Source organism: Alteraurantiacibacter buctensis (genome assembly GCF_009827655.1).
GTDB classification, from domain to species: Bacteria; Pseudomonadota; Alphaproteobacteria; order Sphingomonadales; family Sphingomonadaceae; genus Alteraurantiacibacter; species Alteraurantiacibacter buctensis.
Genome location: NZ_WTYV01000005.1, coordinates 157,494 through 177,920 on the forward strand (window position 1 = coordinate 157,494; position 20,427 = coordinate 177,920).

Annotated in this window: 22 protein-coding genes and 1 tRNA gene; 7 read left to right on the plus strand and 16 right to left on the minus strand. The window is 65.8% G+C overall.

The window, feature by feature from the left end; genetic code table 11:
* Window positions 1–57: 57 nt before the first annotated feature.
* Window positions 58–528, minus strand: a complete 471-nt coding sequence (locus GRI99_RS12895) for a DUF6456 domain-containing protein (protein WP_160772461.1) — start codon at window positions 526–528, stop codon at window positions 58–60.
* Window positions 529–626: 98 nt separating this feature from the next.
* On the opposite strand from GRI99_RS12895, the gene GRI99_RS12900 reads away from it, so the two are divergent.
* Window positions 627–1,211 (plus strand): helix-turn-helix domain-containing protein, encoded by a 585-nt coding sequence (locus GRI99_RS12900; protein WP_160772462.1) that lies wholly within the window; start codon window positions 627–629, stop codon window positions 1,209–1,211.
* 17 nt (window positions 1,212–1,228) lie between these two features.
* Window positions 1,229–2,404 carry a glycosyltransferase gene (locus GRI99_RS12905; RefSeq protein WP_160772463.1) on the plus strand — a complete coding sequence of 392 codons (1,176 nt, stop codon included), beginning with the start codon at window positions 1,229–1,231 and terminating at the stop codon, window positions 2,402–2,404.
* 3 nt (window positions 2,405–2,407) lie between these two features.
* Here the strand turns inward: GRI99_RS12905 and secF are convergent, their stop codons facing one another.
* Genes secF through yajC form a run of 3 tightly spaced genes read right to left on the minus strand, consistent with a single transcriptional unit; the run spans window position 2,408 to window position 5,344 of the window.
* Complete coding sequence (gene secF / locus GRI99_RS12910) at window positions 2,408–3,385, minus strand: protein translocase subunit SecF (RefSeq protein WP_160772464.1); 978 nt, start codon at window positions 3,383–3,385, stop codon at window positions 2,408–2,410.
* 14 nt (window positions 3,386–3,399) lie between these two features.
* A complete protein-coding gene (gene secD, locus GRI99_RS12915; protein WP_160772465.1) occupies window positions 3,400–5,004 on the minus strand; it encodes a protein translocase subunit SecD in 1,605 nt (534 codons plus the stop codon).
* Between the two features lie 22 nt (window positions 5,005–5,026).
* Window positions 5,027–5,344, minus strand: coding sequence for a preprotein translocase subunit YajC (gene yajC, locus GRI99_RS12920; protein WP_160772466.1), 318 nt, complete (start codon window positions 5,342–5,344; stop codon window positions 5,027–5,029).
* Window positions 5,345–5,567: 223 nt separating this feature from the next.
* Here yajC and GRI99_RS12925 point away from each other — a divergent pair.
* Window positions 5,568–5,644, plus strand: a tRNA-Pro gene (locus tag GRI99_RS12925).
* Window positions 5,645–5,686: 42 nt separating this feature from the next.
* On the opposite strand, the gene GRI99_RS12930 is transcribed toward GRI99_RS12925, so the two are convergent.
* The 8 genes from GRI99_RS12930 to GRI99_RS12965 form a co-directional block, all read right to left on the minus strand.
* Window positions 5,687–6,937: a YceI family protein gene (locus tag GRI99_RS12930; protein WP_237438334.1), complete on the minus strand. Its 1,251-nt coding sequence runs from the start codon at window positions 6,935–6,937 to the stop codon at window positions 5,687–5,689.
* A 22-nt stretch (window positions 6,938–6,959) separates the two neighbouring features.
* Complete coding sequence (locus GRI99_RS12935) at window positions 6,960–7,514, minus strand: MarR family winged helix-turn-helix transcriptional regulator (protein WP_160772467.1); 555 nt, start codon at window positions 7,512–7,514, stop codon at window positions 6,960–6,962.
* A 59-nt stretch (window positions 7,515–7,573) separates the two neighbouring features.
* On the minus strand, window positions 7,574–8,914 hold the full coding sequence (locus GRI99_RS12940) for an MFS transporter (RefSeq protein WP_160772468.1): 1,341 nt from the start codon (window positions 8,912–8,914) through the stop codon (window positions 7,574–7,576).
* Between the two features lie 97 nt (window positions 8,915–9,011).
* Window positions 9,012–9,842, minus strand: coding sequence for a hypothetical protein (locus tag GRI99_RS12945; protein WP_160772469.1), 831 nt, complete (start codon window positions 9,840–9,842; stop codon window positions 9,012–9,014).
* A gap of 30 nt (window positions 9,843–9,872) precedes the next feature.
* Entirely contained in the window at window positions 9,873–10,265 is a 393-nt protein-coding gene (locus tag GRI99_RS12950; RefSeq protein ID WP_160772470.1) for a DUF6152 family protein, read from the minus strand.
* Window positions 10,266–10,282: 17 nt separating this feature from the next.
* On the minus strand, window positions 10,283–10,702 hold the full coding sequence (locus GRI99_RS12955) for a DUF6152 family protein (protein WP_160772471.1): 420 nt from the start codon (window positions 10,700–10,702) through the stop codon (window positions 10,283–10,285).
* Window positions 10,695–11,627 (minus strand): hypothetical protein, encoded by a 933-nt coding sequence (locus GRI99_RS12960; RefSeq protein WP_160772472.1) that lies wholly within the window; start codon window positions 11,625–11,627, stop codon window positions 10,695–10,697. Before GRI99_RS12960 ends, GRI99_RS12955 begins: the two co-directional genes overlap by 8 nt.
* Before the next feature lie 100 nt (window positions 11,628–11,727).
* Entirely contained in the window at window positions 11,728–14,226 is a 2,499-nt protein-coding gene (locus GRI99_RS12965) for a TonB-dependent receptor (RefSeq protein ID WP_160772473.1), read from the minus strand.
* Window positions 14,227–14,464: 238 nt separating this feature from the next.
* Between GRI99_RS12965 and GRI99_RS12970 the strand changes: the two genes are divergently transcribed.
* Window positions 14,465–14,878 (plus strand): holin family protein, encoded by a 414-nt coding sequence (locus GRI99_RS12970; protein WP_160772474.1) that lies wholly within the window; start codon window positions 14,465–14,467, stop codon window positions 14,876–14,878.
* On the opposite strand, the gene GRI99_RS12975 is transcribed toward GRI99_RS12970, so the two are convergent.
* Window positions 14,859–15,911, minus strand: a complete 1,053-nt coding sequence (locus GRI99_RS12975; RefSeq protein ID WP_160772475.1) for an alpha-1,2-fucosyltransferase — start codon at window positions 15,909–15,911, stop codon at window positions 14,859–14,861. The genes GRI99_RS12970 and GRI99_RS12975 overlap by 20 nt on opposite strands.
* Before the next feature lie 95 nt (window positions 15,912–16,006).
* On the opposite strand from GRI99_RS12975, the gene GRI99_RS12980 reads away from it, so the two are divergent.
* The 3 genes from GRI99_RS12980 (at window position 16,007) to accC (ending at window position 18,378) form a co-directional block, all read left to right on the plus strand.
* Complete coding sequence (locus tag GRI99_RS12980; protein ID WP_160772476.1) at window positions 16,007–16,441, plus strand: type II 3-dehydroquinate dehydratase; 435 nt, start codon at window positions 16,007–16,009, stop codon at window positions 16,439–16,441.
* Window positions 16,442–16,518: 77 nt separating this feature from the next.
* A complete protein-coding gene (accB, locus tag GRI99_RS12985; RefSeq protein ID WP_160772477.1) occupies window positions 16,519–17,010 on the plus strand; it encodes an acetyl-CoA carboxylase biotin carboxyl carrier protein in 492 nt (163 codons plus the stop codon).
* Between the two features lie 15 nt (window positions 17,011–17,025).
* Entirely contained in the window at window positions 17,026–18,378 is a 1,353-nt protein-coding gene (gene accC, locus GRI99_RS12990; protein ID WP_160772478.1) for an acetyl-CoA carboxylase biotin carboxylase subunit, read from the plus strand.
* A gap of 178 nt (window positions 18,379–18,556) precedes the next feature.
* Here the strand turns inward: accC and GRI99_RS12995 are convergent, their stop codons facing one another.
* The 3 genes from GRI99_RS12995 to GRI99_RS13005 all read right to left on the minus strand — a co-directional run bounded on the left by GRI99_RS12995 (window position 18,557) and on the right by GRI99_RS13005 (window position 20,264).
* On the minus strand, window positions 18,557–19,312 hold the full coding sequence (locus GRI99_RS12995) for a hypothetical protein (protein WP_160772479.1): 756 nt from the start codon (window positions 19,310–19,312) through the stop codon (window positions 18,557–18,559).
* Window position 19,313: 1 nt separating this feature from the next.
* Complete coding sequence (locus tag GRI99_RS13000; RefSeq protein WP_160772480.1) at window positions 19,314–19,715, minus strand: DUF6152 family protein; 402 nt, start codon at window positions 19,713–19,715, stop codon at window positions 19,314–19,316.
* An 84-nt stretch (window positions 19,716–19,799) separates the two neighbouring features.
* Window positions 19,800–20,264: an Lrp/AsnC family transcriptional regulator gene (locus GRI99_RS13005; protein WP_160772481.1), complete on the minus strand. Its 465-nt coding sequence runs from the start codon at window positions 20,262–20,264 to the stop codon at window positions 19,800–19,802.
* Window positions 20,265–20,427 lie beyond the last annotated feature (163 nt).

Genomic DNA, 20,427 nt, shown 5'->3' on the forward strand with positions numbered 1-20,427 from the left:
CCGGATTTCCCTTGTGCCTTCGACCAAGGGGGTTGCCCGCCCGACCGGCGGCTTGGTTCAGGCGATGCGGTAGAAGTCCGCCACCCGGTCCAGCGCCAGCTTCAGCACCAGCTTGCCGCTGCGCGCGGGCCATTGCAGGCCCTTTTCCGCCGTGGGCAGGCTTTCGCCCGCGCAGACCACCCGCCAGAGGATGTCCTGCAGGCCGCTGCCAGCCCGGTCCAGCGCGCCGTGGAACCGGTCGCGCGCGGCCAGGCAGCGTTCGGTTGCATTCAGGCCCTGCTCGCCGCCGCGCACCCGCACCGGGTCCCACCTCATGGTGACGTTGGGCCCCAGTTGCGCCCGCTCGTAGTCCCGCCGCAGCAGTTCGCCGGCGGCGTGCAGCCGGTCATCGATGTGGCCGTGGGCGTGCAGCCAGCTGAGCGGACTCTCGGCAATGTTGACCGTGACGCTGCGGCCCCGGCGCGGCGCCCCGCCCCTGCTGCGGGGACCTTCGGGCGTCAGCGTCCGTTCGACCAGGTGCTGCTTCATGGCGGCGATTCTCCCCTTTGCTGCGTGAAGCGGCGCGGTTGACACATGGAACATTGTGTAGGAAAGAAAAAACCAATCTGGTTATCTGGAGCCGCACCGTGATCAACCGTATCCGCGATATCCGTAAGCAGAAGAACATGACCCTGGCCGAAGTGGCAGCCGCCTGCTCTCCGCCAACCACGGCGCAGACCATCGGGCGGCTGGAAACGGGCATGCGCAACCTGTCGCTCGTATGGATGAACCGCATCGGCACCGCGCTTGGGGTGGATCCGGAACTGCTGGTAAAGGGCGAGGACGAGGCCGTGCCCCAGGTGATTGCGCGCCTCACCGATCAGGGTGCCGAACCCCTCACCCGCCCGCGCGATGCAATCCTGCCTACGCAGTTGACCGAGGGGCAGAAGGACACCGGCCCGCTGGTCTGCCTGGTGATCGAGACACCGCAGGGCGAATATCGCGCCGGTGACCAGCTATGGATGCGCCAGGTGGGGTTGGAGCAGACGGCATCGATCATCAACCGCGACGTGCTGGCCCCGCGCAGCGGTGGCCGCTTCGCCTTTGGTCGCCTGATCGACCGCCAAGGAACGATGGTCGGCCTGCTGCCCCCGGGCATGGGCCAGCGGCAGATCGTGATCGACCGGCCTTCCTGGCTGGCGGTGGCAGAGATGCTGGTGCGCAAGCTCTAGGCCGGATCGCCAATGCCATGAAGCGCCTGCTGTCCATCGCCACGCTCTATCCCAACGCCCATGCCCCGCGCTTCGGCACTTTCGTGGCGCGGCAGATGGAGGCGCTGGCCGCGCGCGGGGACTGGGAGGTAACGGTAATCAACCCGGTGGGCACCCCGCCCTTCGCACCCGGCCGCTATGCTGCCGTGGCGCGCGCGGCGGTGAACGGGATGGAAGGCGGCGTGCAGGTGCTGCGGCCGCGCTTCACCCTCATCCCGGCGGTGGGCGGGCCGTTCAACCCGCGCATGATCTGCCGCGCGGTGCTGCCGCTGGCCCGGCGTTTGCACGCTGGGCAGCCGTTCGACCTGGTGGACGCGCAGTTCTTCTATCCTGATGGCCCCGCCGCTGCCGCCGTGGCGCGCGATCTGGGCCTGCCGCTGGCAATCAAGGCGCGCGGGGCGGATATCTCGCTGTGGGGCCACAAGCCCTATGCCAACCGCATGATGCGAGCCGCGGCTGAACAGGCGGCGGGCCTGCTGGCGGTAAGCGAGGCGCTGGCGGACGATATGGCCGCCATCGGGCTGCCGCGTGAAAAGATCGCCGTGCACTACACCGGGCTCGATCACGCGCTGTTCCGCCCGCTACCGCGCGAGGAAAGTCGCGCCGCGCTCGCCACGCGGCTGGGCGTGCCGCCTGATGGCACTCTGCTCGCCACGGTTGGCGCGCTGATCCCGCGCAAGGGGCAAAGCTACGTGATCGAGGCGCTGGCAGGTCTGCCTGATGCGCGCCTGGCGCTGGTCGGCAAGGGCCCGGACGAGCCCACGCTGCGCGCCCTGGCAGACCGGCTGGGCGTGGCCGGGCGGGTGCACTTCCTTGGTTCGCTCGACCATGCGGACCTGCCGCTGGTTCTGTCAGCCAGCACGGCGATGGTCCTGCCTTCTGCCAGCGAGGGACTGGCCAATGCCTGGGTGGAGGCGCTCGCCTGCGGCGCCCCGTTGGTCATTACCGATGCCGGAGGCGCGCGCGAGCTGGTGCGGGATGCCGATGCAGGCCGGATCGTGGCGCGCGATGCGGCCGCAATCGCCGCAGCCGTGGCTGACCTGCTGGCCAGTCCGCCACCGCGCGACGCGGTAGCCCGCGCCGCTGCCGCGTTCAGCTGGGAAGCCAACGCGGCCCGGCTGGCTGAGCTCTACTCCGGTTTCATCGAAACCTGAGGCTTACGCCTCGCCGCGGGCCTTGCGTTCCTGCACGTCCACCGCAGTCTCGGTGGGGACGAAGCTGTTGCCGCTTACCCCCAGCCAGATCAGGATCGGCGCGGACATGTAGACCGAGCTGTAGGTACCCACGAAGATGCCCAGCGTGATTGCGGCGGTAAACCCGAAGATCACCGGCGGGCCCAGCAGCAGCAGGGCAAGCAGAGTGATCAGCACCGACAGCGAGGTGACGACGGTGCGGCTCAGCGTTTCGTTCACCGACAGGTCGAGCAGCTCGGCAATCGGCATCTTGCGATACTTCTTCAGGTTCTCGCGGATGCGGTCGTAGACCACGATGGTATCGTTCAGCGAGTAGCCGATCAGCGTCAGGATGGCGGCTACGATGTTGAGGTCGAACTCCATCTGGGTCAGCGCGAACATGCCCAGCGTCAGCGTCACGTCATGCAGCAGCGCGAACAGCGCGCCCACGCCGAACTGCCATTCGAACCTGATCCAGATGTAGACCGAGATCGCCAGCATCGCCAGACCGAGGGCCATCATGCCATCCTGGAACAGCTCGCCAGAGACTTTGCCGGATACCGAATCCACGCCATCGATGCGGACATCGGGATGGTCCGCCTCGATCCGGTCGGTGATGGTGCGGGCCATCTGGTCGGCCAAGCCCGGATCCTCGTCCGCCCCTTCGGGCAGGCGCATGCGGATGGAAATCTCGTTGTCCGCGCCGAACTGCTGGATGATCGGCTCACCATAGCCCAGGCTGCCCACGCTTTCGCGCAGCTCCTCCACCGGCGCCGTGGCGCTCTGGGTGAAGGTGGCGCGGATCATCTGCCCGCCCACGAAGTCCACGCCCAAGTTCAGGCCCTTGGTCATCACCAAGCCCACTGATGCGGCCATCAGCAGCAGGCTGACGACATAGAACGGCACCCGCCACCGCAGGAAGCGGATGTTGGTGTTGTCGGGTACCAGCTTGAGAAGTTTCATTGTCGCTGCGTCCCTTACAACACGATGTCGGCCGGCCGCGCCCTGCGCAGCCACATGGCGACCCACATGCGGGTGAGCCAGACGGCGGTGAAGACCGAGGTGCCGATGCCGATGATCAGCACGACGGCGAAGCCCTTGACCGGGCCGGAGCCGATGAAGAACATCAGCAGCGCGGCGATCACGTTGGTGATGTTGGCATCGAAAATGGCGCGGCTCGCTTCGCGGTAGCCTGCCTCAACCGCCTGCACCACGCGGCGCCCGCGTGCCCGCTCTTCCCGGATGCGCTCGTTGATCAGCACGTTGGCGTCCACCGCCGCGCCGATCGTCAGCACGAAACCGGCGATGCCCGGCAGGGTCAGCGTGGCCCCCATCACCGCCATGATCCCCAGGATCATCAGCGCGTTCAGGATCAGCGCGGCATTGGTGTAGATGCCGAAGCGGCCATAGGTCAGCAGCATGAAGGCGATCAGCACGAGCGTGCCAACGCCCATGGCGATGCCGCCGGCCTCGATCGATTCAGCGCCCAGGTCAGGCCCCACGGTGCGCTCTTCCACCACGGTCAGCTCCACCGGCAGCGCGCCGGAGCCGAGCGCAATGGCCAGCTGGGTGGACTGGGCGACGGTGAAACCGCCCGAAATCTGCGAGGTGCCGCCCAGGATCGGCTCGCGGATCACCGGGGCAGAGATCACCTCGCCATCGAGGATGATGGCGAACTGCTTACCCACGTTCTCGCGGGTAAGCCGCGCAAAGCGTTCGGCCCCGGCGGAATCGAAGGTAATCGACACGGCAGGTTCGTTGTTAGTGGGGTCGCGTGTGGCAACGGCGGCCGTCAGCGAGTCGCCGCGCACACCGCCCAGGCGGCGTACTGCAATCACGGCACCGTCATAGTCCGAGCCGCGCGCACCGGGGACGATCTGGCTGCCCGCCGGGGCAATGCCCTGCTGCACCAGGGCAGCGGCATCGGGGCTGTCATCCAACAGCTTGAACTCCAGCCGGGCGGTCTGGCCCAGCAGTTCCTTCAGGGCATCGGGATCCTGCAGGCCGGGCACCTGCACCACGATCCGGTCATCGCCCTGGCGGATGATGGTCGGCTCGCGCGTGCCCAGCGCGTCGATGCGGCGGCGGACAACGTCGGTGGCGCTGTCCATTGCGGTGGTGACCGCGTTCTGGAAGCCGCTGCTGGTGGGGGTCAGCACCATGCGCTGGCCGCCATCGAGCACGTCGAGGTCCCATTCCCGCGTCAGGCCGGTACCGTTGACCAGCGGCAGGATCGCCTCGCGCGCGGCATCCACCTGCGAGGGGTTCTCCAGCGTGATGGTGAGACGGTTGTTGGCGGTGGAGACTTCGGAATAGCCAATTTCCGGATTGGCGGCATCAAACGCCTGCCGCACGCCTTCCTCGATGTTCTCCAGCCGCTGCACCGCAAGCTGGCGCTGGTCGGCCTCCAGCAGGATGTGGCTGCCGCCCGCAAGGTCCAGCCCCAGGTTGACCATCGGCTTGTAGACGCCATCGGGCCAGCGGATGGTGGTGAACGAAAGCAGAGACGGGATCGCGGCAACAATGCACAGCGCCGTCACGGCCCAAAGGAAGAAGCGTTTCCAGCGGGGGAAATCGAGCATCGGGAAAACCGCCTTCGCGTGATCAGTCGTTGGCGGGTTTGGCGGTGGGGCTGGTCACATCACCGATCATCGACTTGACGACCTTGACCACCACGCCCTTGGCAATTTCCACTTCGATGTAATCGTCATCGACCTTGGTGACCTTGCCCACGATGCCGCTGGTGGTGACAACCTGATCCCGCGGCTTCACGGATGCCACCTTTTCGCGGTGCTGCTTCTGCTGGCGCATCTGCGGGCGGATGATCAGGAACCAGAAAATCGCGATCATGCCGATGATCGGCACGAAGCCGAGCAGGGACTCCGTTCCGGAAGCGCCGGCGGCGGCGAGGTAATCAAGCATAGTTCTGGCCCATCATGGTTAAATCCCGCTCCCCACGGGTTGTCGAAGGCGTAAATGGCCGCTCAGGCCACGCATTCAACCCCCATTGCGGGATGCGCGGTGCGCCTAGCAGCAATAAACCGGCAGGGCAATCAAGCGGGGACCGCGCAAGGGGTGGAACAAGGCGCTACTGGCCGCTTGCCATGCCCGCATGTCCTGCCTATAGGCGCGCTTCCACTGGCCTCGGGACGTAGCGCAGCCTGGTAGCGCATCACACTGGGGGTGTGGGGGTCGCAGGTTCGAATCCTGTCGTCCCGACCAGTGGACTTACCCCTTCCCATCACCCCCAACGCCCCGCGCCCGTCATTGCGACGTGGCGCCGAAGCTGAATTCCACCCGCACATTGGGCGCAATGCCCGCCGCGCTTTCTCCGGTGCCCACGCCAAAGGCGTTACGGTCCACCGTGGCGCTGCCGCTCACCTGCCGCCGTGCGCCGCTGCCGCCCAGCGTGAAGGTGATGGTCTGCGGTCGGCTGGCCCCGCGCAACGACAGCGTGCCGCGCGCGCGATAGGAATTGGACCCGGTCTTCTCCACGCTGGTGGAGCGGAAGGTGGCCGTGGGGTTGGCCCCGGTGTTGAAGAAATCGCCGCCCTGCAGCATCTCGTCCTGCGTGGCATCGCCGATGCTGGCGCTGGCCAGGTCGATGCGGATGGCAATGTCAGCGCCGGCTGGATTCTCCGGATCCATGGCGATGGTGCCCTGCCAGCGGCTGAAGGAGCCGCTGATCGCGGTGCCGCCATTGTCGGCGGTGAAGCGCAGCGTACCGCCGGGCTGGATGGCCCAGCTTGGCGGCGGGCCGGCAGCTTCGTCCTCGGCAGCGGCAGAGGCGCTGGCCTCGGGTGCGGGGCTTTCCTCGGCCAGCGGGTCTTCTGCCATGGCGCTGGCAGATGCTGCGGGAGCGGGAGCCGCGTCTTCGGCGGCTTCCTCGGCTTCGCCTTCCTCATGTCCCGGCAGTGCGGCCACCAGGCCGAAATGCAGCACCAGCACGCCCGCCAGCATGGCCAGGCCCAGGCCCGCCGCACCCTTGGGCGACATGCGCGCCATCGTGGCGTCCTTCAACAGGAAGTGGTGATAGAGCGCCGCCAGCACGTGGCCCACGAACAGCGCCATGCCGGCAAAGGCGATCAGCTCGTGCGCTTCCTCCAGCGTGTGGTTGAGGCCATCTGCCAGCGGCAGGTGCGGCCAGGGGACCACGCCCCACAACAGGGTCGGCACGTCGATCGGCGCGGTCGAGACCACCGCCCAGCCGGTCAGCGGCGCGGCCAGCATGAAGGCGTAGAGTCCCAGGTGGCCCGCCTTGACCAGCAGGCCCTGGAACCCGCCTACCAGCGTTTCCGGCGCAGGCCGGGCAAAGCGCCAGCCGATCCGCACCAGGGTGAGCAGCAGGATGGTGATCCCCAGGCTCTTGTGCAATTGGTAGAGGGTAAAGCCGCTGGCATCCTTCGGCATCCCGAAGCCCAGCGCCAGTTCTGCCGCCAGGGCAAAGGCAATCAGCCAGTGGAGCCAGATTGCCCCGGTGCTGTACCTGGTTGCATCCATTCGCGTCATGGTCATCTCGCTATCCCCGCTTGCACTATCAGTCCCGGCCCTCGGCGGCACTGCCATCCGGCAGGGCCATCGCCTGGTCCAGCAGCTCTTCTGCCCGGCCGATCATCGTTTCGATCACCCGGCGCACCACGGCCAGATCCTCTTCAGGGATGCCCGCCGTGAGGAAGGCATCACGTTCCTTGGCCCGCGTGGTCATGCGGGCGCGCAGCTCAAGTCCCTCGGGGGCCAGGCCGATCTCGATCTCCGGCCCGCCGGGCTTGCGGGTGCGGGTGAGCAGGCCGCGCTCCACCATGGCCTTGACCGCGCGGCTCAACTGCCCCCGGTCCTGCACCAGCACGTCGGCGAGGTTGTTGAGAGAGAGCGACACGCCCTCGCTCACCTGCGTCATTATGCGCCATTCGATCTCCGATAGGCCGAACAGGCGGCGCTGGGCAATGATCATGCTGCGTCGCATCAGGGTGTTGAGGATGACCATGCGCATCGACACCAGCCCGCCCAGAGGACTGGCCGGGTTGCGCCTCAGGTTGGCCATGGCGCCCCCTTCCTCGCGTGCCCTGCGCGCTTCTGCCTCTGCTTCGGTCATGGCGCGCCCTTCCCTGCGATTCCCCGTCTCACTCTCTTTGGCCATCCCTCTTGCCCCTGTCAAAAACCGGCCGCGACCTGGCGTTCCACCTCGCGCCGGTAGGGCCGCCAGCCCAGCAGCGTAACCAGCAGCGCCAGCGGCAGGAAAACCGCATGCAGCAGCATGATCGACAGCCCCAGGTCGCCCGAGACGAAATCGGTGGTCAGGCCCGTCACCACGGGCGAGAGGCCCTGCCCCACCACGGTGAAGATGAACAGGTACAGCGCCATCACCTGCCCGCGCACCTGCGCCGGGGTGATGATCAGCATGACCGCGTTGAGCATCGGTCCGCTCAGCCCCAGCACCAGGTAGGCAACCGCGTTGCAGGCCATCGCCAGTTCGGGCGTGGGCATCAGCGGCATGGCCACGGCAAAGGGAATGTTCAGAGCGCGAGTATAGACCACCACGCGGTATGGCGCGTCCACCAGGCCGCGGGCCTGCATCCGCTCCACCCAGCGCGCGCCCAGCCACAGGCCCAGCAGCATGATCGCAATGGCCGCGATCCCGGCAACCATGCCATAGGTGGCTGGCGACCAGCCGTGGGTGCGCTGGAAGAAGGCTGCGCCCCAGGCCCGGCTGCCGTTGTCGAGCGCGCCCAGCGTCAGCGCCAGGAACAGTGGGCCGTAAATCGCCGCGTGCCGGCCCATGAACTGCAGCGCCCCCCAGAACGGGACCGGGGAAACCGGCGTGCTGGGCGGCTTGCGCAGCGGCTCGCGGATGGTCAGCAGCAGGGCTGCGATCAGCAGGCCGGGCAGGCCCACAGCAAGCAGCACGGCCTGCCAAGGCCGCAGTTCACCCACCAGCGGCAGGGTGGGCGAACCGACGAACCCGATCACGTAGATGATAACCCCGCCCAGCAGCAGCGAGAGGCCGTTGCCCGCCACCGATCCCAGTTGCAGGGTGTAGATCGCGCGCGGCAGCCGTTCGCGCGGGAAGAAGTCCGATACCAGCGAGTAGGATGCCGGGCTGTTGATGGCTTCCCCCGCTCCCACAGCCATGCGCGCGGCGAACAACTGGGCAAAGCTGCTGGCCAGGCCGCAGGCGGCGGTGGCCAGGCTCCATACGATGATGGCGACCGCGATCATGCGCTTCCTCACCCAGCGGTCGATCAGCGGGGACAGCGGCACGCCGAAGATCAGGTAGGCCACGGCAAAGGCCGGCCCCAGCAGCAGGCTGGCCTGGGTGTCGGTAAGCTGGAAATCGACGATGATATCCTGGATCAGCAGGTTGAGGATGCCCTGGTCCAGCATGGCAAAAGTGGTGGTCAGCGCCAGAACGCCTACGGCGTACCAACCCTCGCGCTCGGGCGGATAGGCCGCTGGCGGTGCGGCCTCGCCCTGTCCTGCGTCTGCTTGCGGCACTCCCACCCCCGTTCGCCCGCCACGTCGATCGCACGGCGTTCGGGAAAAGGTTTAGGGACCGGCCGCCGCTTGGCAAGCCGGGCCCCTTGGCATCGCCCTACAGGAACTGCGTGTTGCCTGTCTCGTCCACCGGATTGCGGTCATTCTCCGCGCACTGGAACTCGATCAGCGAGCCGTGGCGGTCACGGCGATAGCTGACGTTGACAACATAGGGGCGGGAAAAGGCCACCGGGTCGGTCATGGTCAGTTCGTTCAGCAGCACATCGGGGTTGTCGGGCGACAGGCGGATTCGCTCGACCAGCCGGAACTGGTCGGAATGCTTGCCGCCCTCGCCCACTTCCAGCCGGTCGGAAATGCCGATGGTATCCACCACCAGCGTATCGCCTTCCCAGTGGCCGATGGAATGGCCCATGAAGCTGGGGGTGATATCCTCCAGCGGCGGATGGCCGCGCCCGTCGGTCCAGATCGTGCGGGTCTGCATCCAGGCTTCCTGGTTGATCGTGATCCGGCCAGGGGTGAACAGGAACTCGTACGGATACTGCGCCAGCATCATGATGCGCGGCAGGCCGGGGGGCGAGCAATTGGACCGGCTGCGCAGTTCCACGCCATCGTTGGCCTGTACCTGGGCGCGCCAGGCTTCCCAGTTCCGCAGGTATTCGCCTTGCAGCGGCGGATGGTTGGGCCGTCCGCCCATGGCCGGATCGCCGCCGCGATTGAGGAACCAGATGCCGCCCCAGTCGGGCAGCGCGTCCAATTCGTGATAGCGGCCCCGGGTGAACCCGGCGCTCTGTTCCGGGGCAATGCCCTCCGGCGGCGGCGATTGCGTGGCCGCCCCCACCGGCGGGGCGTTCTGCGCCTGGGCTGCGCCCACGACCGTGACCAGGCCCAGCGCGACGATACCCGCCAGCGCGCGATTGATGCGTGTCATCTGTGATCCTCTCCCCAACCCGTGACCGGCTTACTGTTGCGGCACGGTGCCCAGCGTGGTGCCATCGGCCTTGCGGACGCCGACATAGCTGCCGCCGCGCGCACCGCTGCGCAAGGGGTGGACCCACAACTGCACCCGGTCGCCCTGGCGCAGGCTGGTGCGGGTCCAGCCTTCCTGGGTCAGGTTGTTGGGGCTGGTCATCTCGATCGACCATTCCTCGGTCTGCCCGCCGGCCGGCACCGTCACGCGGATGAAGGCGTGCGGGTTCTGCCAGCGGAACTGGGTGACCGTGGCCTGCAGCAGCACGGTGCGCTGCATGTCGAACATCGAATAGCTGTGATGTGCCGAGGCGGGAGCCGAAGCGGTCATCGCCAGCGGGGACAGTGCCAGTGCAGCCAGGGCCGCCTTGCCGATCAGTGTCATGGCCATCTCTCCTCAGCCTAGAAGTTCGGAACGTTGATAGGCTGCCCGTTCTTGGGCAGGCCCGAATCCAGCACAGTGCCATCGGCCTTGCGCAGGTCCAGGAACAGGCCGCCATGCTCGCCATTGCGCAACGGGTTCATGCGCAGCGAAATGCGGTCACCCGGGCGCAGCGAGGTGCGGCGCCAGCCCTGGCGGGTCAGGTTGTTGGGACTGTTGAGCTCGATGCTCCAGGTACGGGTGGAGTTGCCGTGCCGCTCCTCCAGCTCGATGAAAGCGTGGGGGTTGGTCCACTGGAACTCGCGAACCGTGCCTTCCACCGTCATGATCTCGCGCTGGTTGAACATCGCAAAACTGTGGTGCGCCACCACGGGTGCCGCCAGTATGGCCGCCGTGCCGGCACCGGCCACAGCCAGCGCCGCCGCCAAAATCCTAGTCATGCTGGGGAATCCCTTCCACATTGCTCTGCCCCCGCTCCTCCGCTTCCGCGCGGCCCAGATCGGTGCCGGGCAGGTTGGCGTTGTAGGCCAGGATGCAGTTGCTTTCGTTGATGTCGGTATAGTCCTGCCGGTTGAACCGCTTGGTGGACTTCCACTCCCCTTCCCACAGCGTGGGATCGGTCATGGTGTATTCCACCTCCATCACGGTGCCGTTTTCCAGCAACCGGATGCGCTCCTCGATCACCGTGTCGAAGCTGATCGGGATGCCGTGGTCGATCCAGTGGTTGTCGGCCTCGAAATAGGTAGTGTGGACCACCAGCGTATCGCCTTCCCAGCGGCCGATGCTCTCGCCGTTGTAGCTGGGAACGATCAGGTTCGAATCCGAATGGCCGCGCCCGTCCAGGAAGATCGTGCGGACCGAGTTGTTGAACCCGCTGATTACGTAGATCGCGGTGGGCAACTGGATGAAGGCGTGCGGCCACACGCGCGTCATCAGCATGGGCATGCCCGGCGGATAGCACTGGCCGATCGCATCGCGATAGGTCTCGCCCCGCGCCTGGGCCTGCGGTGCCTCGATCAGCGCCTGGATGCCTTCCGGGCCGAAGCGCGGATAGGGCGGGCCGAACAGGTAGTGGTTGAAGCCCTGCGACAGGTCGATGAACCAGGTGCCGGTCACGCTGAACGGCGCTTCGGGCCGTGCGGCGTTGAGGTTGGCCGGAGCCAGCGCGCCAAGGTAGCCTGGATGCTTGGGCACCATGTCGTTGAGCCGCTCGGCGCTCAGCGGGGTATATGTGCGAACGACCTCGGGCTGCTGCGGTGTTTCATCCTGCGCTGCCGCGCCGCCGGCCACGGTCGCCACAAGCGCCGCCCCTGCCAGCATTGCGCCACAGCGCGCCATCGATCCAGAGCACAAGCGATTGACCATTGCCGTTCCTATCCCATACCTTTTTGATTATGTCAAATAAGGTGAAGCCAGCCTGAACGGCGCGCCCGCCACGCGAGCGGGCGCGCCGTTCCGGAAATTATCAGAAGTCGTAGCGGAAGGTCAGGCTGACTTCCCGCGGACGGCCCCGCACCACCGCCAGCGCGCTGCGCAGCGGGGCGGCCAGGCCCGTGCCGGCACCCGAGTCCCAGAACCCGCCACCAAACCGCTGGCCATAGGTGGCATAGGCCTTGTTCGCCAGGTTGGTGCCCGCCAGCGTGAAGGTGACCGGATAGTCGTTCAGCGCATACTGGATACGTGCGTTGAGCAGCCCGTACGACGGCAGGGTGTAAGACGAATCGGTACCCAACGAAGGATGTGTCTCCATCTTGCCCAGGTAGGCATAGCTGGCGTTCAGCGTCAGCTCACCGTCCGGCGTATCGGCAATATAGGTCGCGCCAACGTTGAAGGTGGGCGAAGGCGCATCCGGGAACAGGTTCACCGTGCCCGCCGGGGCGTTGATCAGTGTGGGCTTGAAGGCGGCAAAGCTGCCATCGATCAGGAAGTTGTCCGACATCTGGATCTGGGCGTCCAGTTCCACGCCTTCCAGCTTCACGTCACCCTGGTTCTGTACCTGGATCAGGAAGCCCACGGGACACTGGGCACCGCCCGCCGGGATGTTGGCCAGAGCACCGGTGCCGCAGGTTACCTGCACGGCGGCCTGGCGATTGGTGAAATCCATCCGGAAAATGGTCGGGTTCAGGCGCAGCACGCCGTCGAACAGCTCGAGACGCAGGCCCGCTTCGTAATTGATCACCTTTTCGTTGGGGATCGGGTTGATGAGCAGGCTTTGCGCCGCACCGCTATAGTCGATGGGATTGTTCGGCCTTGTGGCATTGGCAGCGTTGTACGAAGTGATCGAGTAGCTGAACGACCCCGCCTTGTAGGCCTTGGACACCGTGGCGTAGGCCATGATCCCGTCAGCCGGGGTAATGTCGACCGTGCCGCGCCAGTCCCAGGCCGAGAAGTTGGCCGAGCTCGAGACATGGGTGCTGGCGGTGCCCGGTACCGGTGTGAAGTCCGGGGTGCCGGGGTTGCCGCCGGGGAAACGCTCCTGCTCATAGCTCTTGCTGTCCCACGCCCGGCGCACGCCGCCGGTCAGATTCACCAGGTCACCGAAGTGCAGCGTGCCGCTGGCAAACAGGCCGTAGGACTTGCTGACCTGGCCGATGTCGGAAACAGCGGTGCGGAACAGGCCGGCATCACCGTTGGGGTTGGACGCAGGGCCGGGGCTCTGCGGCGTGAAGGTGCTGGTGCCGCGCCGGGTGAGGTTCTCACCGGGCGAGAAGGAATCCTCCCAGAAATAGCTGCCGCCGGTCACGAGGTCGAACATGCCGTCGAACAACTCGGCGTTGAGCTGCACTTCCTGGTACAGCACCTCGGAACTCACGTTGTCGGTCCGGCTCTCGGTGCCCAGCACCTGGAAGTCGGTCAGGCCGGTGTGCTTGAGGTGCGAATAGCCGGTGACCGAGGACAGCGTAAGCGTGTCGCTCAGGTCATACGACATGTTCAGGTCAGCCTGAAAGAAATCGTCGTTGCTGAACTGGTTACAGGCCGCATCGTAGTCCGGGTTGAAGTCATCGATGAAACACAGGCTGGAGGCGGTATAGGGATCGCCGGTCACGATGCGCGGATCGTTATAAGCGGCCAGTGGCGCCTGCCCGGCCTTCTTGAAGGCGTCGTTGATCCAGTCGGCATAGTTGCCCTGGATCACGCCTTCGATGCCCGGGCGCATGTCGAACTCGGTCATCACGTAGGGCGTGCCGTTGGCGCGCGATTCGTTGTAGAACATGCCCAGCGTGGCGGTGAAGGCATCGGACGGCTCCCACTTCGCCTGGAAGCGGCCAATGGTATCGCTGCTGGCCCCCAGGTCCTCGGTGCCGCGAGTGACATAACCTTCCTGGTTCAGGTAAGCGCCCTGCATCCGCACCGACAGCGTATCGGTCAGCGGGAAGTTGAGCATGCCGATCAGGTCATGCCGACCGTTGTTGCCCAGCGTCAGCTTGGCATAGCCCTCGAACTCGTTGGTCGGCTGCTGGCTGAACACGCGGATCGCGCCGCCGGTGGAGTTGCGGCCGAACAGGGTGCCCTGCGGCCCGCGCAGCACTTCCACCCGCTCCACGTCCATTACCCGCAGCACGGCGCCTGCCGTACGCGGCATGAACACGCCGTCGATATACAGGCCCACGCCGCGCTCGCCGGTGGCACCGCCGCCGCCGCCGATGCCGCGGATCACGAAGTTGGACGAGTTGTTGCCGCCACCGCGCGTGGGCGTGATCGACAGGTTGGGAGTATAGCGCGCCAAGTCCTGGAGATCCTCGATGCCCTTGGCCTCGATCATCTCGCCGGTCATGGCCACGATCGACAGCGGCGTTTCCTGCAGGTCGGTGGCGCGGCGCTCTGCGGTCACCACGATGGTTCCGCCAAGGCGGCTCTCTTCGCTATCCTCTTCGGTGTCCTGGGCAAACGCGGGTGCCGACAGCGCCATGATCGCGCATGACGTGACGAATGCCGCCCGGCGGCGGTTCCAGATTCCAGCCATTGTATCCTCCCTCATCCCTTCCCGCCCCCTGTTGTCGAAAGCCCTCTCAAGCTTCGTCGGCGGTCTTGGTGGGGCGATGATATTTTTGACTTTCACAAACGCAAGCGAATTGTGTCCGACAAATAGGTGATAACGCTCCCATGTGTTGATTTCGCAACGGTTGAGCGCATTTCCTGCTGTCCTACAGGGACGCAAACACTCCATGCCCGCAGCGACTCAACTGCCAAGGAGTGTTGCCATGGCCCTTCTCGAAGCCCTTATCGGCCCCCTCACCTCGATCATCGACAAGGTCATCCCCGACCGCGAGGCACGCGACCGCGCCAAGCTGGAACTGCTGCAACTGCAGGGCACCCAGGAACTGGAACAGATCCAGACCCAGATGTCCGCCATCATTGCCGAGGCCAACAGCCGCGATCCATGGACCAGCCGCGCACGGCCCAGTTTCCACTATGTGATGTACACCATGCTGCTGTTCGCGCTGCCCATGGGCATCCTCTCCGCCTTCCGCCCGCAGGCAGCGCTGGACATTGCGGCGGGAATCAACGGCTATCTCAATGGCCTGCCCGAGCCGCTCTATGCCCTCTTCGGCACGGGCTACCTCGGCTATACGGCCGCGCGCCAGTGGGGCAAGGTCAGGGGCGTGGACCTGTAAGCCGCGCGGCCAGCCCGGCGCGGTCGAACATGCCGTCCGCGCCGCGCACCACCCATCCCGGCTGCGGCGGCACGCGCCAGGGTTCATAGATCACGATCCCTTCGGACAGCAGGGCCGCCAGGTGGCTGAAGCAGCTTTTCGACATCACCAGCACGTCCGCCTGCACCAGCGCGCGGAACGTGGCTATCGGGTTCCCGTCGCAGGTGATCGCATCGGCCAGGGGGGCCAGCGCCGCCAGGTCTTCCGGCTCACCCTGTGAATAGACGTGAACTTGCGGCCTGATCCCGCGCGCCGCCAGTTCGCCAAGCACCTGCTCCAGCGCGCGGGCAAAAGCCTCCCCATCGGTCCACATGTCGGGCCTGTCGGTCGACACGTCTCCGCGCCGCACATGGACCGCAACGGTCAAGCCACTAGTGGCCGTGGCTGCCTCGCGTGAGCGATAGCGGGCGCGCACCTCGGGCAACACGTCCTTCATCAAGGCAAGAAACGCTGCCGCCTGCCGGTCCCGCTCGGCCTCGGTCGCGGCTCGATCAATGAAGGTATAGTAGGGCGCGAATTCGCCTGCCAGCGGTAACCCCGCCACTTCCAGCAGCGAAAGGCCGGGCGCCGCATCGTCGAGCAGCAGTTCCCACAGGCCGAACACGGCGGGGTCGGCCTTTCTCCCCACCGGCACCTCGCCCGCCCCCAGGTCAAGTTCACGCTCCCAGGCCGCATCGTAATCGCCCGCCGCGCGATCGGCATGGGCCACGCGGGTCTTGGGCGTGTGGCGATAGCGATAGCCATGGCGGCGGCACCAGGCGATGGCGTAGATCGTCATCAGGGCGCGCGATCCGGCCCCCGCGCGCGGGGCGAAGTCTCCCACCGTAACCTGCCGAACCGGACGCAGGCGCAGCAGATGCGGCCAATGCTGCGCCAGCAGACGGCGATAGCGGTGGTGCGATACCTGTCGGCCGGCCACCCGGCGCACCGCGCCTGCTTCCGTGTCGATGGCAACCACCAGCACCATGCGCAGCACGAACAGCAGATACCGCAATTCCCGACTTCCCCGCTCCGCCGCCCGAGCGGAACTCGAGTGCAATATGCCCACCGCCTTGGCAAGGGCGGCCCGGCGGTCTATTCGCCGCCGCCATGACAGCCACTGTATTCGTCCTCAACGGACCTAACCTGAACCTCCTGGGCACGCGCGAGCCGGCGATCTACGGCTCGGCCACGCTAGACGACATTGCCGGTATGCTGGAAGATCGCGGGCGCGAGCTGGGCCTGGTGATCGACATGCGCCAGTCGAACCATGAAGGCCACCTGATCGACTGGATGCACGAAGCCCAGGCCGTTGGCGCCAGGGCAGTGCTGATCAACGCCGGAGCCTATACCCACACCTCGATCGCCCTGCATGACGCAGCCAAGGCGATCACGGTGCCGTGCATCGAGGTGCACCTGTCCGACCCGCTGACGCGCGAGCCCTTCCGCCATGTGTCGTACATCGGCATGGCCTGCGTGGCGGAGTTTCGCGGGCACGGTCCGCAAAGCTATGTGCTGGCGCTGGAGCACGCCGCTACGCTTTGACGTTTGCGTGACACTTGCCTTGCGCCCCCCATGCATCTAGCGGGGGCGATTACAGATAAACGAGCCAAGAGGGTTTGATGGCCGATACCAAGGGTTCCGCCGGTCGCAGCGCCATGAACATCGATGCCAAGCTGGTGCGCGAGCTGGCCGACATGCTGGCCGAAACCGGCCTGACCGAGATTGAGGTCGAGGACGGGGATCGCAAGATCCGCGTTTCGCGCGGGGCCGTGGCCGCCGCTGCCGCTCCCGTGGCGCTTGCCGCACCGGTGGCCGCCGCGCCTGCCGCTGCTGCTGCTGCCGCCCCGGCCCCCGCAGCCGAACCGGCGGTGGACCTGGCCAATGCGGTGAAGAGCCCGATGGTCGGCACCGCCTACCTGCTGCCCGAACCCGGCGCCGCGCCGTTCGTCTCGGTTGGCGATAACGTGAAGAGTGGCCAGACCCTGCTGATCGTGGAAGCGATGAAGGTGATGAACCCGATCACCGCTCCGCGCGATGGCGTGATCAAGCAGGTGCTGATCGAGAACGGCCAGCCGGTCGAATACGACCAGCCGCTGGTCGTCATCGGTTAAGGCGGGCTACCACTCATGGCCATCAACCGCATCCTCATCGCCAATCGCGGCGAGATCGCCTTGCGCATCCACCGCGCGGCGCACGAAATGGGCATCGAGACGGTGGCGGTTCATTCCACCGCCGATGCCGAGGCCATGCATGTGCGCCTGGCCGACCATGCCGTGTGCATCGGCCCGCCGGCCGCGGCTGACAGCTACCTCAACACCGCCGCGATCATTTCCGCCGCCGAGGTGACCGGCGCGGATGCGATCCACCCCGGCTATGGCTTCATGTCGGAGAACGCCCAGTTCGCCGAGATCGTGGAAGCCCACGGCATCACCTGGATCGGCCCCAAGCCCGAACACATCCGCACCATGGGTGACAAGGTGCAGGCCAAGAAGACCGCCGGTGCCCTGGGCCTGCCGCTGGTGCCCGGTTCCGACGGCGCGGTGAGCGACTTCGACGAGATGAAGCGCGTGGCAGCCGAGATCGGCTATCCGGTGCTGGCCAAGGCTGCTGCCGGTGGGGGCGGGCGCGGGATGAAGGTGATTCCATCCGAGGACCAGATGGAACCGCTGGTGAAGCAGGCCATGTCGGAAGCCAAGGCTGCCTTCGGCGACGATACGATGTACCTGGAAAAGTACCTCGGCAATCCGCGCCACATCGAATTCCAGGTATTCGGCGATGGCAACGGCAACGCCATCCACCTGGGCGAGCGTGACTGTTCCTTGCAACGCCGCCACCAGAAGGTGCTGGAAGAAGCCCCCAGCCCCGTCATCACCCCCGAAGAGCGTGACCGGATGGGCGGCATCGTGGCCAAGGCCATGGCCGACATGGGTTATCGCGGGGCGGGCACGATCGAATTCCTGTGGGAAGACGGCAAGTTCTACTTCATCGAGATGAACACCCGCCTGCAGGTGGAGCATCCCGTTACCGAAGCGATCACCGGCATGGACCTGGTGCGCGAACAGATCCGCATTGCCGACGGCAAGCCGCTGAGCGTGACGCAGGAAGACCTGCGCTTCACCGGCCACGCGATCGAATGCCGCATCAACGCGGAAGACCCGTTCACCTTCGCCCCCAGCCCCGGCAAGGTCACCGCCTATCACCCGGCAGGCGGCATGCACGTGCGCGTGGATAGCGGGCTATACGCGGGTTACTCGATCCCGCCGTACTACGATTCGATGATCGCCAAGCTGATCGTCTACGGTCGCACCCGCGAAGGCTGCATCATGCGCCTGAAGCGCGCGCTGGAGGAGATGGTGGTTGAGGGGGTGAAAACCTCGATCCCGCTGCACGCGGAACTGATCCGCCAGCCGGATATCCTCAGCGGCGACTATTCGATCAAGTGGCTGGAGGATTATCTGGCTAAGCGGAACGCGGAGTAGAGCTCGTCATTTCGCCATTGTTCGTCATCCTGAACTTGCTTCAGGATCCATTTCTCGTTCGAAGCAGCGAGCGAAGGCCGGGTGCCAACCTCCCGGTTGGCTTCCCTTGAAAGCAATGGTTTAGGCTCCGCGATTGATCATGAAATAAGTTCAGGATGACGGGAAAAGGTCTGCGACCTTACTGCCCGCCCCCGCTGATCTGCCCATACTCCAGCGCAAAGCTGGGATCGCACTCGTACGGATAAACGTACTGCCCAGGCCGCTTGGTCCAGGTGATGTAGCGCGAACCATCGGTTTCCAGCACGTTGTGGTCGCTGAACCACTGGGTGGCGTGCAGGCGCGCGCCGTCCTCGGCCAGGCGATAGCGTTCCACCATCACGATCTCGTCGGTATGGTCGAGACCGTTGTTGGTAATCGTGCTGGCGGCGATGTTGGTGGTCTCGATCACCAGGTCCTGGCCTTCCCAGTGCCCGCGCGAAAAGCCCATCTTGGTGTGCGGGGCATTCTCCGGCACCGGACGACCATCCATGAAGATCAGCCGGTCCTGGTCGAAGTATTCATAGCGGAACACGATCAACTCGTCAGTCTGGTAGACCTCGAACGGGAACGGGCCCTGCACGGCATAGACGATGGAGGGCGGCAGGCAGACGCGGTTGATCGTCATTTCCTGGCTGGCATCCCAGTTGGCGGCGTGTTCCGCCATCGACGGGGTCAGCACCAGGCCGCCGAATTCGCCGCGCGGGAATTCCGCCGCGCCCACGTCCTCGATCATCACCGCGCCATCTGGGATGGCCTCGATCATGTCGGGTATGCGGATCGTCGTGTCGGCGTTGAAATCCGGGCCCCAGAAGCCGGTGAAATCGGGCACGGCATCCTGCGCAAGCGCAGGCACGGCCATCAACAGCGCCAGCGGCGCCAGCAGCAGGCGCCGCATCTTATTCGTCACCCGTGCTGAAGGGAGCAGAACCGATCAGGCGGTTGTCTGCCGCAGAGCGGGCGCTGCGCAGGCGCATGTAGTTGCGCCCGTCGCGGCTGGGCCAGCCATCCATGATGATGCGATCGCCGGCGTGCAGGCTGCTGCGGTTCCAGCCGCGGCGTTGCAGCACCACGGGGGCATTGGTCTCGGCCCGCCATTCCACGGTCTGCCCGTTAGGCTGGGTCACGTTCATCACCACCAGCGCATGCGGGTTGGTGAAGCGGAAAGAGGTGACGGTGCCTTCCACCCGCACGGTGCGGGTTTCATCGAAGAACACGGCGAACGAATGGTGCGCCCATGCCGCGCCACCGGCAGCAATGGCCGACAGGGCTGCCGCAGCGGCCAGAACCTTGGTTTTCACGACGACTCTCTCCCGAGACTGTTTGTCGGACAAATTATCAACCCGCTGCCATGACTGCAAGCTGAATGGTTGATCAATCAATCGTCAATCGAGCGGCACGCCGGGTTCGTGCTTGGCCGTGCGGATCGTCAGGCTGGTTTTCACGCTGGCAACGTTGGGTGCCGGGGTCAGCTTGCTGGTCAGGAATTCCTGGAAACTCTGCAAGTCGCGGCTGACGATCTTCAGGATGAAGTCGATCTCGCCGTTGAGCATGTGGCACTCGCGCACTTCGGGCAGGCCCTTGATGTGGTTTTCGAAGGCCCGCAGGTCTTCCTCCGCCTGGCTGCGCAGCGATACCATGGCAAAGACGGTGATGGCGAAGCCCAGCTTGGACGGGTCGAGATCGGCGTGATAGCCGCGGATCACCCCCTCTTCCTCCAGCGTGCGGACGCGGCGCAGGCAGGGCGGCGCGGTCAGGCCCACGCGCTTGGCCAGGTCCACGTTGGTCACGCGCCCCTCGTTCTGCAATTCGGCCAGCAGCAGCCTGTCAATCCGGTCCAGCGTCGCCATGAGTCCCCCTTGGCACGCCCCTTTGGATGCGCCGTGGTTCAATGCAGCATTTTGTGAAACGATTTGCACACAATGCAAGCTTTTTCCGCAACAATGTTATCCACGCAGGCAGCGAATTATGGGTTTGCCGCGCCACTGTCCCGCTTTGGTGCGCCGCCTGCGC